This is a genomic window from Cupriavidus campinensis, assembly GCF_905397395.1.
Lineage (GTDB): Bacteria > Pseudomonadota > Gammaproteobacteria > Burkholderiales > Burkholderiaceae > Cupriavidus > Cupriavidus campinensis.
Window position 1 is genome coordinate 38,629 of record NZ_CAJPVH010000042.1, and the last position, 13,694, is coordinate 52,322.

Sequence of the window (13,694 nt, forward strand, 5' to 3'; positions counted from 1 at the left end):
TTCCGAACGCCGCGCCGCCATCACATCGAAATTCCCTTTTTATTCATCGACTTACACCCTCCCTCGGGGGCCGCCGCGCTGGCACGCCTCGTGCACGCCTAGGCGCCGCTGTCAGGGCGCGATGCCTACGTGCCCGACCCCAAGGAGGATGTACTGACGATGACAATGAAGCGACTGCCCACACTGATCTTCATCGCGATGCTGCTCGGCGTTCTGGCCGGCACCGCTGCCCACCACCTGGCGCCCGACGCCGCCACCGCGAAATCGATCGCGGATCACTTCTCCATCCTCACCGACATCTTCATGCGGATGATCAAGATGATCATCGGCCCGCTGGTGTTCGCCACGCTGGTCTCCGGCATCGCCGGCATGGGCGACGGCAAGGCCGTCGGCCGCATCGGCCTGAAGGCGATGGCGTGGTTCCTGGGCGCCTCGATCACCTCGCTGCTGCTGGGCCTGGTGATGGCCAACCTGCTGGCGCCGGGCCACGGCATGAACCTGCCGCTGCCGGCCGCGGACGCCGCCTCGAACCTGAAGACCGGGGCGCTGAACCTGCGCGAGTTCATCGCGCACATGTTCCCCAAGAGCTTCGTGGAGGCCATGGCCACCAACGAGATCCTGCAGATCGTGGTGTTCTCGCTGTTCTTTGGCTTCGCGCTCGGCACCCTCAAGGACGGCATCGGCAAGCCGGTGCTGCAAGGTGTGGACGGCCTCGGCCACGTGATGCTGAAGGTGACCAACTACGTGATGGCGTTCGCGCCCATCGGCGTGTTCGGCGCGGTGTCCGCCGTGATCACGGCGCAGGGGCTGGGCGTGCTGACGATCTACGCCAAGCTGCTGGGCAGCCTGTACCTGGCGCTGGCGCTGCTGTGGGTGGCGCTGATCGCCGGCGGCTACTACTTCCTGGGCCGCGACATCTTCCGCCTGATCCGCCAGCTGCGCGCGCCGCTGATGATCGGCTTCGCCACGGCCAGCAGCGAATCGGCCTACCCGAAGGTGATCGAGCAGCTCACGCGCTTCGGCGTGAAGCCGCGCATCACCGGCTTCGTGCTGCCGCTCGGCTACTCGTTCAACCTGGACGGCTCCATCATGTACACCTCGTTCGCCGCGCTGTTCGTGGCGCAGGTGTACGGCATCCAGCTCTCGCTCACGCAGCAGATCACCATGCTGCTGGTGCTGCTGGTGACCAGCAAGGGCATCGCCGGCGTGCCGCGTGCCTCGCTGGTGGTGGTGGCCGCCGTGCTGCCGATGTTCGGCCTGCCGGAGGCCGGCATCCTGCTCGTGTTGGGGATCGATCACATCCTGGACATGGGCCGTACCGTCACCAATGTGCTGGGCAATGCCATTGCCACGACCGTCGTCGCCAAAAGCGAAGGCGCGATCGGCGCGCCGGATCTTTCCGACGAGGACGACACCTCGGCGGACAGCAACACCGGCCTGACACCCGCTCAGGCGCTGGCCAGCAAGTAAGCCGGCCAAGGCGTGCCAGGGCCCGGTTGCCGATCAGGCGGCCGGGCCTTTTTGCGTTTACCGGGGCGTCTGACCTGTCCGATTTGGCCGGCATTTGGGCGGGGGGTGGGCGGGGTGTGGTAAAACGTGGGCCTCGCCGCCGATCCGGCCCGATCCGCGCACGCGGAATGCGGTGTCTGCGTCACCTGGCGGCTGTGCATCCGCCTCACAGAATTCCTCATGACCGGCCCCCTGTCTTCCGCCGATACCGGCCTCGCTCCTGGCGGGGGCGGCGGCATCTCGCCCTGGCGCCGCGCCGCGCCGATCGTCGCCCTGCTGGCCCTGGCCGCGCTGGTGACGGCCGCGGGCTGGCTCGGCTATCGCCTGACCTATGACACCGCGCTGGACCGCCAGGCCGAGCGCGGCCAGGTGCAGATGCGCCTGTACGCCCAAACGCTGGAGAGCGAACTGGCCCGCTTCGACTACGTGCCGAGCCTGCTCTCGCTCGATGCCCGCGTCGAGGGATTGCTGCGCCAGCCGGGCAACCCCGAGCGCGTGGCCGCCGCCAACGCCTACCTCGCCGCGCTGAACGGCCGGGCCGGCACCCGCGTGGTCTATATCCTCGATGCGCGCGGCAAGGTCCTCGCCACCAGCAATTTCCAGCGTCCGGACAGCTACCTCGGCGAAGACCTGAGCTTCCGCCCCTACTTCCGCAGCGCCATCGAAGGCCAGCTGGGCCGCTTCTACGGCGTGGGCACCACGCGCAGCGAGTCTGGCTACTACCTCTCCGCGCCGCTGGGCGACCGCGACAAGCCGGCGGGCGTGGCGGTGGTCAAGATCGGCCTGGAGCCGCTCGAGAACCGCTGGCAGGGCAATGACAGCCAGATGCTGCTGACCGACGAGAACGGCGTGGTGATCCTGGCCTCGGACCCGTCCTGGAAGCTGGCCGCGCTGCGCCCGCTGGCACCGGCCCAGCGCGAGAAGCTGGACCGCTCGCTCCAGTACAACCGCGCCCCGCTGCCCCCGCTGGCGCTGACCACGGTGCGCGAACTCGGCCCCGGCCCGAGCGAAGGCGGCGACGCGCTGGTGCGGCTGCGCCAGGGCCCGCCGATGCTGGCCCAGCACCTGGCCCTGCCCGGCACCGACTGGAACCTGACGCTGCTGACCAATATCTCGCAGGCCCGCGTGGCCGCGCTCAACAGCGCGGCGCTGAGCGGCGTGCTGGCGGCCTTCGTGCTGCTGCTCGGAGCGGCCTGGAACGTGCGGCGGCGCATTGTCAGCGAGCGGCTGGCGGCGCGCGCGGCGCTGGAGGCGGCCAACAGCGAACTCGAACGCAAGGTGGCCGAGCGCACCGCCGACCTCTCCGCCGCCAACCAGCAACTGCATGCCGAAGTGGCCGAACGCACCCGCACCGAGACCTTCCTGCGCCAGGCGCAGGATGGGCTGATGCAGGCCGGCAAGCTCGCCGCGGTGGGCCAGATGTCGGCCGGCATCGCCCATGAACTGAACCAGCCGCTCGCGGCGCTGCGCACGCTCTCGGGCAACACCAGCAAGTTCCTCGAACGCGGCGACCACGCCACGGCGCAGGAAAACCTCGGCAAGATCATTGGGCTGGTGGACCGCATGGGGCGCATCACGGGCGCGCTGAAGTCTTTCGCGCGCAACCCCTCGGTGGGCCAGCGCGGCACGGCCCGGCTGGCCGAGGCGGTGGACAACGCGCTGTTCCTGCTGGAGACGCGCATCGCGGCGGTGGCACCGGCCATCGAGCGCGACATCGACCCCCACCTGATGGTGGCCTGCGACCCGAACCGGCTTGAGCAGGTGCTTGTCAACCTCGTCGGCAATGCGCTCGATGCCATGGCCGCGATGGCCGGCCGCGGGGCGCCCCGCCTCTCGCTGCACGCCTACCAGAGCGGCGGGCTGGTGCACCTGACCGTGCGCGACAGCGGCCCGGGGCTGTCCGAGGCGGCCTTCGCGCGGCTGTTCGAGCCGTTCTTCACGACCAAGCCGGCTGGCGAGGGGCTGGGCCTCGGCCTGACGCTGTCCGCCGGCATCCTGAACGAGAACGGCGGCACGCTGACCGCGATCAACCATCCCGAGGGCGGCGCCTGCTTTACGCTCGCCCTGCCAGAGGCCGGGCCGGAGGCGCGCCATGTCGGCTGAGGTGCAGCAGCCGGACGCCATGACGGCTGGCATGACCGCCATGACCGCCATGACCGTGATGATCGTCGAGGACGACCCGGACGTGCGGCTGGGCTGCGAGCAGGCGCTGCGGCTCGAGGGCATGGCCACGCGCGCCGTGCCCAGCGCCGAGGCCGCGCTGCGCGAGGTGCAGGCCGGCTACGCCGGCATCGTCGTCAGCGACATCCACCTGCCCGGCGCCGACGGCATGGCGCTGCTGCGCGAGCTGATGGCCCGCGACGCCGCGCTGCCGGTCATCATGATCACCGGCCACGGCGATGTGTCGCTGGCCGTGCAAGCCATGAAACAAGGCGCGTACGACTTCCTCGAGAAGCCGTTCTCGCCCGAGCGGCTGGTAGCCACGTGCCGCCGCGCTCTCGACAAGCGCCGGCTGGCGCTGGAAGTGGCCGAACTGCGTGCGCGGCTGGCCGGGCGCGAGGCGCTGTCCGCCCGGCTGATCGGCGACTCGCCGGCCATCGGCCGGCTGCGCCAGATGATTGCCGACCTGGCCGACACCGCCGCCAACGTGCTGATCCACGGCGAGACCGGCACCGGCAAGGAACTGGTGGCGCGCTGCCTGCACGAAGCCAGCGGCCGGCGCGCGCGCCATTTCGTGCCGATCAACTGCGGTGGCCTGCCCGAACAGCTGTTCGAATCGGAAATCTTCGGTCACGAGGCCGGCTCGTTCACGGGCGCCGCGCGGCGCCGCATCGGCAAGATCGAGCATGCGGAGGGCGGCACGCTGTTCCTCGACGAGATCGAGAGCATGCCCATGCCGATGCAGATCAAGCTGCTGCGCGTGCTGCAGGAGCGCGTGGTGGAGCGGCTGGGCTCCAACCTGCCGGTGCCGGTGAACGCACGCGTGGTGGCGGCGACCAAGGCGGACCTGCGCGCACTGGCCGACGCCGGCCAGTTCCGCGCCGACCTGTACTACCGGCTGAACGTGGTGACGCTGGCGCTGCCGCCGCTGCGCGAGCGGCGCGAGGACGTGCCGCAGCTGTTCGAGCATTTCGTCGCCCAGGCAGCGCTGCGCTTCGAGCGCGAGGCCGTGCCGGCCACGGCGGCCGAACTGGCGCGGCTGGTGGCCTATCCCTGGCCCGGCAATGTGCGCGAGCTGCGCAACCTGGCTGAACGCCATGTGCTGGGCCTGGGCTGCGACCCGGCCCAGGGTGGCGCCGCGCCGCACGCACTGCCGCTGCCCCAGGCCGTGGAGCAGTTCGAGCGCGCGCTGATTGCCGATGCGCTGCGCCGCCACGACGGCAATCTGACCCGCGCCAGCGAGGCGCTGGGCGTGGCCAAGACCACGCTGTTCGACAAGGTAAGGAAGTACGGATTGAACTGAAAAGTAACGCCATCGACGGCAATGTATCGAATGTACCAAACGGGGGAACTGCGGCGCCTGGCACCTGTCACTTCAGAGGTGCGCTAGGACCGGCACGCGGGCAGAAATGCCGGCGTGAATGCGAACCGACAGCGTTGTGCCGTCCACCGAAGCTGCCCGATGTACGTTAAACAACAAAAGTGTGATGCCAATCGCGGGTTTCCCCGTGGCGGCACAGCGCGTTGAAGCCATACTATTGGCATGGCGGAACGCCAACAGGCGGCACAGACTGCCAGGTTCCTACACCGTGCACGGGCACCTGAGCCCGGGCGAGGGAAAAAGCAACAAAGACCGGCCGGGGAGCGGGTCGCAAATGTCAGGGTCAGTAAATCCGGCAGCCCGGATCAAAACGGCGTGGCGCGTCCGAGGGTGCCACGCGGCGAGCAACTGGCGCCGTGCTGCCGATCGACACTACGGGTGATTGGATGAAACTGGATCCGGAACTGGCTGAAAAGCCCTACTACAGCACGCGGACTGCGGCAAAACTTCTCAACGTCTCGTTGGGCACCGTCCAGAAAATGGTCGAACGCGGCGAATTGGGCGCGTGGAAGACCAACGGCGGCCATCGGCGCATTCACAAGGAAACTGTCCACCGCCTGCTGGCGAGCCGCGCCGCGCCCGACATGGCCGCCGAGCACGACCTCGACCTCGTGGTGTTTCACCCGAACCACCAGGAAGCGCAGCGCATCAGCGCCCAGCTGGGCAAGTGGTCGCTGCCGCTCAAGAGCCAGGTGCTCGAGGACGTGGTCGACACGGTCATCACCTCGGTCGATGCCCGGCCGCGCGTGGTGCTCTACTACGTGGAAGAGCTGAACGACGCCGAGTCGGCGATCATCGAGAAGCTCCAGAACTTCTTCGCCCGGCAACGCGTGATCTTCGCCGTCATCACCAACCGCCAGGCCTATGACGGCGTGGCCGATGCGCTCCAGCAATGGGGCATCATGGTGTTCCTGAAGACGCCGTCGCTGGAAGAGATCAAGGGCTTCCTGCGCGCGCAGCTGATGATGGGGCGCGTGGGCGCCTGAGCGCCCGGGCTGACTCCCCTGCTCCTTCGGGAGCGGGGAGCCCATCGACCCGTCCGGTATTAAGTAAGAGCCCCGTACACTCCCCCGCCCGCACCCCTCACGCACCCCTCACGCTGCCACGGCTTCCTGGCAGGAAGCCATCATCCAGCCGTACAGGTCGCGCGGGTCTGGCGGCAGCGCCACCAGCGCGATCGGCCGCCCCACGCCATGCGCGCGCGCGGCGGCATGGAGCCAGCGCAGCACGGCATAGTCCTCCAGCGCGAATCCCACCGAATCGAAGATCGTCACGTCGTCCGCCGACACCCGGCCTGGTGCGGCGCCGGACAGCACTTCCCACAACTCCTGCACCGGCGCCTCGGGCCATTGCTGGATCTCGCCCTCGATGCGCGACTGCGGGGCGTACTCCACCACGATCCGCGCGGCGTGCAGGATGTCTGCGTGCAGCTCGGTCTTGCCCGGGCAATCGCCGCCCACGGCGTTCAGGTGCATGCCGGGACGGATCATGTCCGGCGTGAGGATGGTGGCGTGGGTCTTGTCGGCCGTGACCGTGGTCACGATGTCGGCCCCTGCCAGCGCGGCGGAGATCGACCCCACCGGCACGATCGACAGGCCCGCCACGCCGGCGAGGTTGTGCACCAGCCGCGCGGTGGCGGCCGGGTCGATGTCGTAGGCGCGGATCTCGCGCACGCCAAGCAGCGCGTGGAAGGCCAGAGACTGGAACTCGGCCTGCGCGCCATTGCCGACCAGCGCCATCGTGCGCGCGCCGGGCCGGGCCATGGCGCGCGCCGCCAGCGCCGAGGTGGCAGCCGTGCGCAGCGCCGTGGCCAGTGTCAGGTCGGCCAGCAGCAGCGGGAAACCCGTGCGCACATCGGCCAGCATGCCGCAGGCCATCACCGTCGGCAGTGCCTGCTGTGCATTGCCGGGATGCCCGTTGACGTACTTGAAGGCGAACTGGGTGCCGTCGCTGACCGGCATCAGCTCGATCACGCCTACCGGCGAATGGCTGGCCAGCCGGGCCGATTTCTCGAAGGCAGGCCAGCGCAGGAAGTCATGCCGGACGTGCTCGGCCACCTCGCCGATGGCCCGGGCGACGCCGAGGCGGCGCACCAGCGTGGCGGCATCGGCGGCGTCGAGGAAGGTTGTCATTCTGGGCGTCATGGCGGTCTCCTGGTCATGCGGCCACGGCGCGGCGCGCGGGCGTGCTGGTGCGATCCAGGCGCAGCGTCATGCAGTAGGCCCCGCCGCCGGAGAGCATGTACGGCGACAGGTCCACCTCGTGCAGCCGGTAGCCGCGCCGGCCCAGTTCGCCGCGCAGATGCGCCGTGGTGCGGGTCATCACCACCTGGTCGTCCAGATTCACGGCGTTGACGCTGAAGTGGCGCAGGTCTTCCTCGGTGGCCTCGATGCGCAGCGCCGCCGGCACACGCGCGTGCAGCAGCCGCAGCGCCGCCGCTGAGAACGCGGGCGGGTAATAGAGCACCTCGCCGCCGGCCAGCGGGCAGAAGCAGACGTCGAGGTGATAGCTTTGCTCGGTGGCCAACTCCAGCGCCACCACCTCCTGGCCGAACTGCGCGGCCATGGCATCGGCGGCCTCCCGGGAGGAGCGCGGGCCGAAACCGGCCCAGAAATGGCCGCGCTGCGCGTCCCAGATGCAGTCGCCCGCCCCTTCCTGATAACAGCCCTCGCGCAGCGTGGTCACGCTGTCGAGCAGGCCGCGCGCGCGCAGCGCCTCGAAGATGGCCGCGAACGGCGCTTCCTCGCCCCGGCGCTGCGGGTAGCGGAAGCGTGCCAGCACGGCCTTGCCGTCGAGCACGACCGCCGCGTTGGCCGGGAACACCATGTCGGGCTGACCCGGCGCCCCTTCGGCCACCTCGACCGCAAACCCGGCGGCGGTCAGCGCGGCGTGGAGCGCGTCGAACGACGCCCGGGCCTGGCGATGCATGCCGCGCGGGTCGCGCGCCCAGGCCGCGGGGTCCATCCACGGATTGATGCTGTAGGACACGTCATAGAACGTGGGGGCGATGAGGAGGATGGTCGGGCGGTCGGTCACGGGGGCTCCTTTGTCTGATGTGGCTGCCGTGGGTGCATTCTGATGCCCGCCCACGCCAACAAATAGCCAGCAAAGTGGACAAATTGCGCGCACGATTCGACAATCCGCCAACATAAGGCGACAAATCGCCAGAGGAGCCCCCAATGGACGCCACCGACCAGCAACTGTTGAGCCTGTTGCGCGACAACGCCCGCACGCCCGTGACGGCGCTGGCCAAGGCGCTGCGCGTCTCGCGCGCCACGGTGCAGAACCGGATCGACAAACTGGAGAAGGAAGGACTGATCGTCGGCTACACGGTGCGGCTGAAGGCCGAGGCCGAGCCGCACCGCATTCGGGCCTGGATGACGGTGGCCGTGGAGGGCAACCGCGCCCGGCAGGTGCTGCAGGCCCTGCGCGGCGAGCCCAATGTGCAGACCCTGCATACGACTAACGGCCGCTGGGACATCATCGCCGAACTGCGCGCGGATACGCTGGAGCAGTTCGACCGCACGCTGGACCGGATCCGGCTGATCGAGGGGATCTCGGCCACCGAGACCAGCATCCTGCTGACGAGCTACAAGCTCTGACCGACGCCGCGCACCGCGCGCACCGCCCCGCGCAGCCGCTCGCGGCGGGTTTCCTCGTGCATCACATGGCCGCTCGGCGCCAGCAGGTCGCGTAGCGAGACGATGCCGACGATGCGCATCGTCGCCAGGCTCTCCACCACCGGCAGGCGCGCCACGCTCAGTTCGGCCATGCGGCCGGCTGCGGCGCGGCCGGTCAGTGCGGGCAAGAGTACGGCGGCAGGAGCATCGCCCTGCCCCGCCACCAGATCCCCGCAACGCAGCCCCGCATTGTCCCCGGCATGGGCCGCGACGATGGCCGTGCGATTGAGCATGCCGACCAGCCGGCCCGCGCGCACCACCGGGTAGGCGCGATGGGCGGCGCGCTGGGCCGTGTGATCGCCAAAGTAGCGCGGCAGCGCGTCGGCCACCGGCAGGTCGGCGTCGATGGTCACCACCTCGCGCGTCATCAGCTCGTCCACGTGCGCGCGTTCGAGCGGGTCCACGCCGTACTCCCGATAGATATGGAGCCCGCGCCGGGCGATCTTCTCGGTCATGATCGACCGCTTCATGGTCAGCACCGAGAAGCCGTAGGCCACCGCCGTGGTCAGCAGCAGCGGCAGCAGCGCCTCGCTGTCATGCGTGAGGCCGAAGGCGAACACGATGGCGGTCAGCGGCGCGCCCAGCACGCTGCCGAGCACGCCAGCCATGCAGACCAGCGCCCAGAGCGCCGGCGAGCCGCCCGACAACACCGGCGCCAGCACCACGCCCAGGCCGGCGCCCAGCATCAGCAGGGGCGCCAGCACCCCACCCGAGGTGCCCGAGCCCAGCGCGGCAATCCAGATCACGGCCTTGACGGCCAGCAGCGCCACGGCCACCTCCAGCGCGAGGCGGTTGTTGAGCAGGTCGCCGATCACGTCGTAGCCCACGCCCAGCGCGCGCGGCTCGAAATAGCCGCCAATGCCCACCACCAGGCCGCCGATGGCCGGCCACCACATCCAGTGCAGCCGCAACTTGCCGAACGCGTCCTCGGTGCGATAGAGCGCCAGCGTCAGCCCGGCGCCAAGCACGCCGCACAGCAGCCCGGCCAGCACGCACGAGCCCAGCGCCAGTGTGCTGGCCGGCGCGGTCTGGAGCGGGAACAGCGGGCCAGCCTCGAACACGAGCGGCCGCAGGAAACCGGCCACGGCGCAGGCCAGCGCCACCGGCAGCAGGCTGCGCGGGCGCAGCTCGAACAACAGCAGCTCGATGGCCAGCAGCACGGCCGCCACCGGCGTGCCGAATATCGCCGTCATGCCGGCGCAGGCGCCCGCCACCAGCAGCGTCTTGCGCTCGGCGGCGGTCAGGTGCAGGTACTGGGCCAGCAGCGAGGCGATGGAGCCGCCGGTCATGATGATCGGCCCCTCGGCCCCGAACGGCCCGCCGCTGCCAATCACGATGCCGGACGACAGCGGCTTGAGCACGGCCACCTTCGGCGACATGCGGCTCTTGCCGAACAGCACCGCCTCGATGGCCTCGGGGATGCCGTGGCCCCGGATCTTGTCGCTGCCGTAGCGCGCCATCAGGCCGACGATGAGCCCGCCGATGACCGGCACGACGATCACCCAGGCGCCCAGCGCGTGGCTGGCCGGCGAGCGCTCCGCGAAGGAGATCGTCTGGAAGAAGAACAGGTTGGTGAAGAAGCGGATCAGGTTCACCAGCACGAAGGCGGCGCCGGTGCTGACCGCGCCGATCGCCAGCGCGATGCCGGCCAGCATGGGCAGGCGGCCGTTGGCGGCGTAGTCGCGCTTCTCGAACGGGGCAGGGCCGGAATGTGATGAGAGGGGCATAATCGGGTTCGGGGCAGGGGTGGGCAGTCCGGAGGCCGGCGCAATATATCACGCCATGATATATTTGCGGACCCCCGCATCCTGAGCGCCCCCGCCCCCCGATTTCGATGCCCGCCGAATTCGACTCTTCCCAACCCTCCCATCCCCATCCTGTTACCGAGGCACGTGCCTGGCTGCGCACTTTCGTGCCGATGCCGATCGCCGCGAGCCTTGGCGAGCGCCTGAAAAGCTGCCTTGGCGCGCTAATCGGCCTGTTCCTGACCGAGTGGATCTGCCGCCGCTTCCTGCAGGGCTTCAACCCGTGGTTCATCGCGCCGATGGGCGCGTCGGCCGTGCTGCTGTTCGCCGTGCCGTCCAGCCCTTTGGCCCAGCCGTGGTCGATCATCGGCGGCAATCTGGTCGCCGCCACCGTAGGCGTGGCCTGCGCGCGCTGGATTCCGGACCCCGGGCTGGCGGCCGGCGTGGCCGTGGCGGTCGCCGTCGCCCTGATGTTCCCGCTGCGCTGCGTACACCCGCCCAGCGGTGCCGTAGCCGTCACAGCGGTACTGGGCGGCCCAGCCGTGCAGGCGCTGGGCTTCGGCTTCGTGGTGATGCCGGTGGCCATCAATTCGATGCTGCTGCTGCTGACCGCGCTCGCCTTCAATAACTTCGCCCGGCGGCGCTATCCGCACCGGCCGCCCGAGGCCGCCACGCAGCACCACACCCGCGACGTGCCGCCAAGCCAGCGCGTGGGCGTGACGCGCGCCGACCTGGACGCCGTGCTGGCCGCGCGCGGCGAGTTCCTGGACATCGAGGAAGACGATCTCGAGGCGATCATCGTGGAGGCGGAGCTGCGCGCCTACCGGCGCCGCTTTGGCGATGTGTCGTGCGGGGACATCATGTCGCGCGACGTGGTGGCGGTGCGCCCCGGCCAGGCCGCCGCGGACGCCGCCGCGCTGCTGGCGCGCCATCACATCAAGGCGCTGCCCGTGGTGGACGGCCGGCGCCGCCTGCTCGGCATCCTCACCCAGACCGACTTTTTCCGCGCCCAGCGCATGCACTCGCGCCGCGTGAACGGCACCGTGCGCGACCTGATGACCCGCGCGGTGGTCACCGCGCGCCCCGACCAGCCCATCGTGGAGCTGGGCCGGGCGTTCTCGGACGGCGGGCTGCATCACGTGCCCGTGATCGACGACAACCGCTGCGTGGTCGGCATGGTCACGCAGACGGACCTCGTGGCGGCCCTGCTGCGCCGGGGGGTCACGGAGCCATAAGGCAACCATGATGGCGCGCTGACGCCCGATTACACTCATCCAGGCCAGCGCCCCCGGCGGCGCTGTCATCGATTTCCGCTATGCTTACGGCGTTTCCGTCACACGGCGCCCCTGGAGATCTGCCCGATGAGTTCCGGACAATTGATTGAAAAGCTCGCCGCCGTCTTTGCACTGATCGTGCTGATCGGCGGCTCGCTGCTGGTGCTGGCCCCGTTTGCCACTGCGCTGCTGTGGGGCGCGATCCTCGCGTACGCCTCCTGGTACCCCTATACCGTGCTCACGCGCTGGCTGGGCAACCGGCGCAGCATCGCCGCCCTGATCTGCGTGCTGATTTCCACGGTCATTGTGCTCGGCCCGTTCGTCTATGCCGGCGCCAGCTTCTCCGCCCATCTGGACGAACTGCAGGCGCTGTTCCAGCGCTATACCGAGCATGGCATTCCGCAACTGCCCGAATGGCTCAGCAGCCTGCCGTTCGTCGGCAGCCAGCTCTCCAGTGCGTGGAACCAGGTCATCACGGCCGACTCCGAGATGGTGGCCAACCTGCGCAAGCTGATCGCGCCGGTCGGCCATGTGCTGCTGGGCGCGGGCTTGTCGATTGGCGCCGGGCTGGGCCAGCTGGCGCTCTCCATCGTCCTGGCATTCTTCTTCTATACCGGCGGCGAACTGGCCGTGGAGTGGCTGCGCGGCGGCATGCGCCGCGTGGCAGGCGAGCGTGCCGACCACCTGCTGGCGCTGGCCGGCAGCACGGTCAAGGGCGTGGTCTACGGGGTGCTCGGCACCGCCTTCATCCAGGCCGTGCTGGCCGCCATCGGCTTCTGGATTGCCGGCGTGCCCGGCGCCGCCATCCTCGGCTTCATCACCTTCTTCCTTTCCGTGGTGCCGATGGGCCCGCCGCTGATCTGGATTCCGGCCGCGCTGTGGCTCTACCATTCGGGCCACACCGGCTGGGCGGTCTTCATGGTGATATGGGGCGGCGCCGTGGTCGGCATGGCGGACAACGTGGTCAAGCCGCTGCTGATCAGCAAGGGCACCGGCCTGCCGCTGATCTGGATCATGATGGGCGTGCTGGGCGGGGCGCTGGCCTTCGGCTTCCTCGGCGTGTTCATCGGCCCGACCGTGCTGGCCGTGGCCTACGCGCTGCTGCGTGACTGGACCATCGGCACGCACGAAGGGCCGCCTGTGCCCGCCGTCACGACTGCGCCGCCCAAGACGCTCACCCCGGACGCATGACGCCGGCGCCGCACGCCCCTTCCGAGACCCCGCGGGACCTGCCTGCGGACCTGCACCCGGACCTGCACCGGCTGGTGGCCTGCGAATACTGCGACGCGCTCTACGAACGCACCGCGCTGGCCCCCGGCGAGCGCGCCGCCTGCCTGCGCTGCGGCGGCCCGCTCTACCGCGAAAGCTCGCGCGCCTACCGCCGCCTGCTGCCGCTGGTGGTGACGGCGCTGATCCTGTTCCTGATCTCCAACGCCTTCCCCATCGTGGAGATGGACCTCAAGGGCGTGCGCACCCAGACCACGCTGATCGGCGCCGTGCAGGCGCTGTTCGCGGACCAGATGGCGCCGGTGGCGCTGCTCGTCTTCGCCACCACCATCCTGTTCCCGCTCTCCGAGATGCTGATGATGGGCTACCTGCTGGTGCCGATGGCGCGCCGGCAGATGCCGCCCGGGTTCGACCGCATCGTGCGCGGCATCCGCCAGACCCGGCCCTGGGGCATGATCGAGGTGTTCATGATCGGCGTGCTGGTCACGCTGGTGAAGCTCTCCACCATGGCGCAGGTGCTGCCGGGCGTGGCGCTGTGGTCGTTCGGCGCGCTGGTGGTGGTGCTGGCGGCAATGCTGTCGTTCGATCCGCGCGACCTGTGGCACTACCTCGAGCCGCCCGGCGCGGACGAGGTGCCGCCCCGTGACGAGGCCCATCGCCCATGAGCCCCGCCGCGCCCCCCCAGCCCCCGCGCCCCACCCACGCCTCGCGCACCGCC

11 protein-coding genes are annotated in these 13,694 nt (G+C 69.8%); 8 read left to right on the top strand and 3 right to left on the bottom strand.

Going from position 1 to position 13,694, the window contains the following annotated elements:
• The first annotated feature begins 159 nt into the window (after positions 1 to 159).
• The 4 genes from KHO18_RS20405 (at position 160) to KHO18_RS20420 (ending at position 6,036) form a co-directional block, all read left to right on the top strand.
• Positions 160 to 1,470: a dicarboxylate/amino acid:cation symporter gene (locus tag KHO18_RS20405; RefSeq protein WP_144197373.1), complete on the top strand. Its 1,311-nt coding sequence runs from the start codon at positions 160 to 162 to the stop codon at positions 1,468 to 1,470.
• A gap of 219 nt (positions 1,471 to 1,689) precedes the next feature.
• A complete protein-coding gene (locus KHO18_RS20410; RefSeq protein WP_211943775.1) occupies positions 1,690 to 3,612 on the top strand; it encodes a sensor histidine kinase in 1,923 nt (640 codons plus the stop codon).
• Between the two features lie 31 nt (positions 3,613 to 3,643).
• Positions 3,644 to 4,972: a sigma-54-dependent transcriptional regulator gene (locus KHO18_RS20415; protein WP_377731489.1), complete on the top strand. Its 1,329-nt coding sequence runs from the start codon at positions 3,644 to 3,646 to the stop codon at positions 4,970 to 4,972.
• Between the two features lie 464 nt (positions 4,973 to 5,436).
• A complete protein-coding gene (locus KHO18_RS20420) occupies positions 5,437 to 6,036 on the top strand; it encodes a helix-turn-helix domain-containing protein (protein ID WP_144197371.1) in 600 nt (199 codons plus the stop codon).
• A 108-nt stretch (positions 6,037 to 6,144) separates the two neighbouring features.
• Here KHO18_RS20420 and KHO18_RS20425 read toward each other — a convergent pair whose 3' ends face one another.
• Positions 6,145 to 7,194: an ornithine cyclodeaminase gene (locus tag KHO18_RS20425; RefSeq protein WP_244844944.1), complete on the bottom strand. Its 1,050-nt coding sequence runs from the start codon at positions 7,192 to 7,194 to the stop codon at positions 6,145 to 6,147.
• 13 nt (positions 7,195 to 7,207) lie between these two features.
• Positions 7,208 to 8,086 carry a dimethylarginine dimethylaminohydrolase family protein gene (locus KHO18_RS20430; protein ID WP_144197370.1) on the bottom strand — a complete coding sequence of 293 codons (879 nt, stop codon included), beginning with the start codon at positions 8,084 to 8,086 and terminating at the stop codon, positions 7,208 to 7,210.
• Between the two features lie 143 nt (positions 8,087 to 8,229).
• Between KHO18_RS20430 and KHO18_RS20435 the strand changes: the two genes are divergently transcribed.
• The gene (locus KHO18_RS20435; RefSeq protein WP_144197369.1) at positions 8,230 to 8,652 is read left to right on the top strand and encodes an Lrp/AsnC family transcriptional regulator; all 423 of its coding nucleotides are present in this window, start codon (positions 8,230 to 8,232) and stop codon (positions 8,650 to 8,652) included.
• On the opposite strand, the gene KHO18_RS20440 is transcribed toward KHO18_RS20435, so the two are convergent.
• On the bottom strand, positions 8,640 to 10,457 hold the full coding sequence (locus KHO18_RS20440) for a chloride channel protein (RefSeq protein WP_211943776.1): 1,818 nt from the start codon (positions 10,455 to 10,457) through the stop codon (positions 8,640 to 8,642). The genes KHO18_RS20435 and KHO18_RS20440 overlap by 13 nt on opposite strands.
• Before the next feature lie 107 nt (positions 10,458 to 10,564).
• Here KHO18_RS20440 and KHO18_RS20445 point away from each other — a divergent pair, with 107 nt between their 5' ends.
• The 3 genes from KHO18_RS20445 to KHO18_RS20455 all read left to right on the top strand — a co-directional run bounded on the left by KHO18_RS20445 (position 10,565) and on the right by KHO18_RS20455 (position 13,641).
• Positions 10,565 to 11,710: an HPP family protein gene (locus KHO18_RS20445; RefSeq protein ID WP_144197367.1), complete on the top strand. Its 1,146-nt coding sequence runs from the start codon at positions 10,565 to 10,567 to the stop codon at positions 11,708 to 11,710.
• A gap of 126 nt (positions 11,711 to 11,836) precedes the next feature.
• Positions 11,837 to 12,940 carry an AI-2E family transporter gene (locus KHO18_RS20450; protein WP_144197366.1) on the top strand — a complete coding sequence of 368 codons (1,104 nt, stop codon included), beginning with the start codon at positions 11,837 to 11,839 and terminating at the stop codon, positions 12,938 to 12,940.
• Entirely contained in the window at positions 12,937 to 13,641 is a 705-nt protein-coding gene (locus tag KHO18_RS20455) for a paraquat-inducible protein A (protein ID WP_211943777.1), read from the top strand. Before KHO18_RS20450 ends, KHO18_RS20455 begins: the two co-directional genes overlap by 4 nt.
• Positions 13,642 to 13,694 lie beyond the last annotated feature (53 nt).

Excerpts from the sequence above, each read along its gene's own strand:
- KHO18_RS20410 (WP_211943775.1), top strand. The coding sequence starts at position 1,690 with ATGACCGGCCCCCTGTCTTCCGCCGATACCGGCCTCGCTCCTGGCGGG.
- KHO18_RS20450 (WP_144197366.1), top strand. The coding sequence starts at position 11,837 with ATGAGTTCCGGACAATTGATTGAAAAGCTCGCCGCCGTCTTTGCACTG.
- KHO18_RS20445 (WP_144197367.1), top strand. The coding sequence starts at position 10,565 with ATGCCCGCCGAATTCGACTCTTCCCAACCCTCCCATCCCCATCCTGTT.
- KHO18_RS20455 (WP_211943777.1), top strand. The coding sequence starts at position 12,937 with ATGACGCCGGCGCCGCACGCCCCTTCCGAGACCCCGCGGGACCTGCCT.
- KHO18_RS20435 (WP_144197369.1), top strand. The coding sequence starts at position 8,230 with ATGGACGCCACCGACCAGCAACTGTTGAGCCTGTTGCGCGACAACGCC.
- KHO18_RS20425 (WP_244844944.1), bottom strand. The coding sequence starts at position 7,194 with ATGACGCCCAGAATGACAACCTTCCTCGACGCCGCCGATGCCGCCACG.
- KHO18_RS20420 (WP_144197371.1), top strand. The coding sequence starts at position 5,437 with ATGAAACTGGATCCGGAACTGGCTGAAAAGCCCTACTACAGCACGCGG.
- KHO18_RS20440 (WP_211943776.1), bottom strand. The coding sequence starts at position 10,457 with ATGCCCCTCTCATCACATTCCGGCCCTGCCCCGTTCGAGAAGCGCGAC.
- KHO18_RS20415 (WP_377731489.1), top strand. The coding sequence starts at position 3,644 with ATGACCGCCATGACCGCCATGACCGTGATGATCGTCGAGGACGACCCG.
- KHO18_RS20405 (WP_144197373.1), top strand. The coding sequence starts at position 160 with ATGACAATGAAGCGACTGCCCACACTGATCTTCATCGCGATGCTGCTC.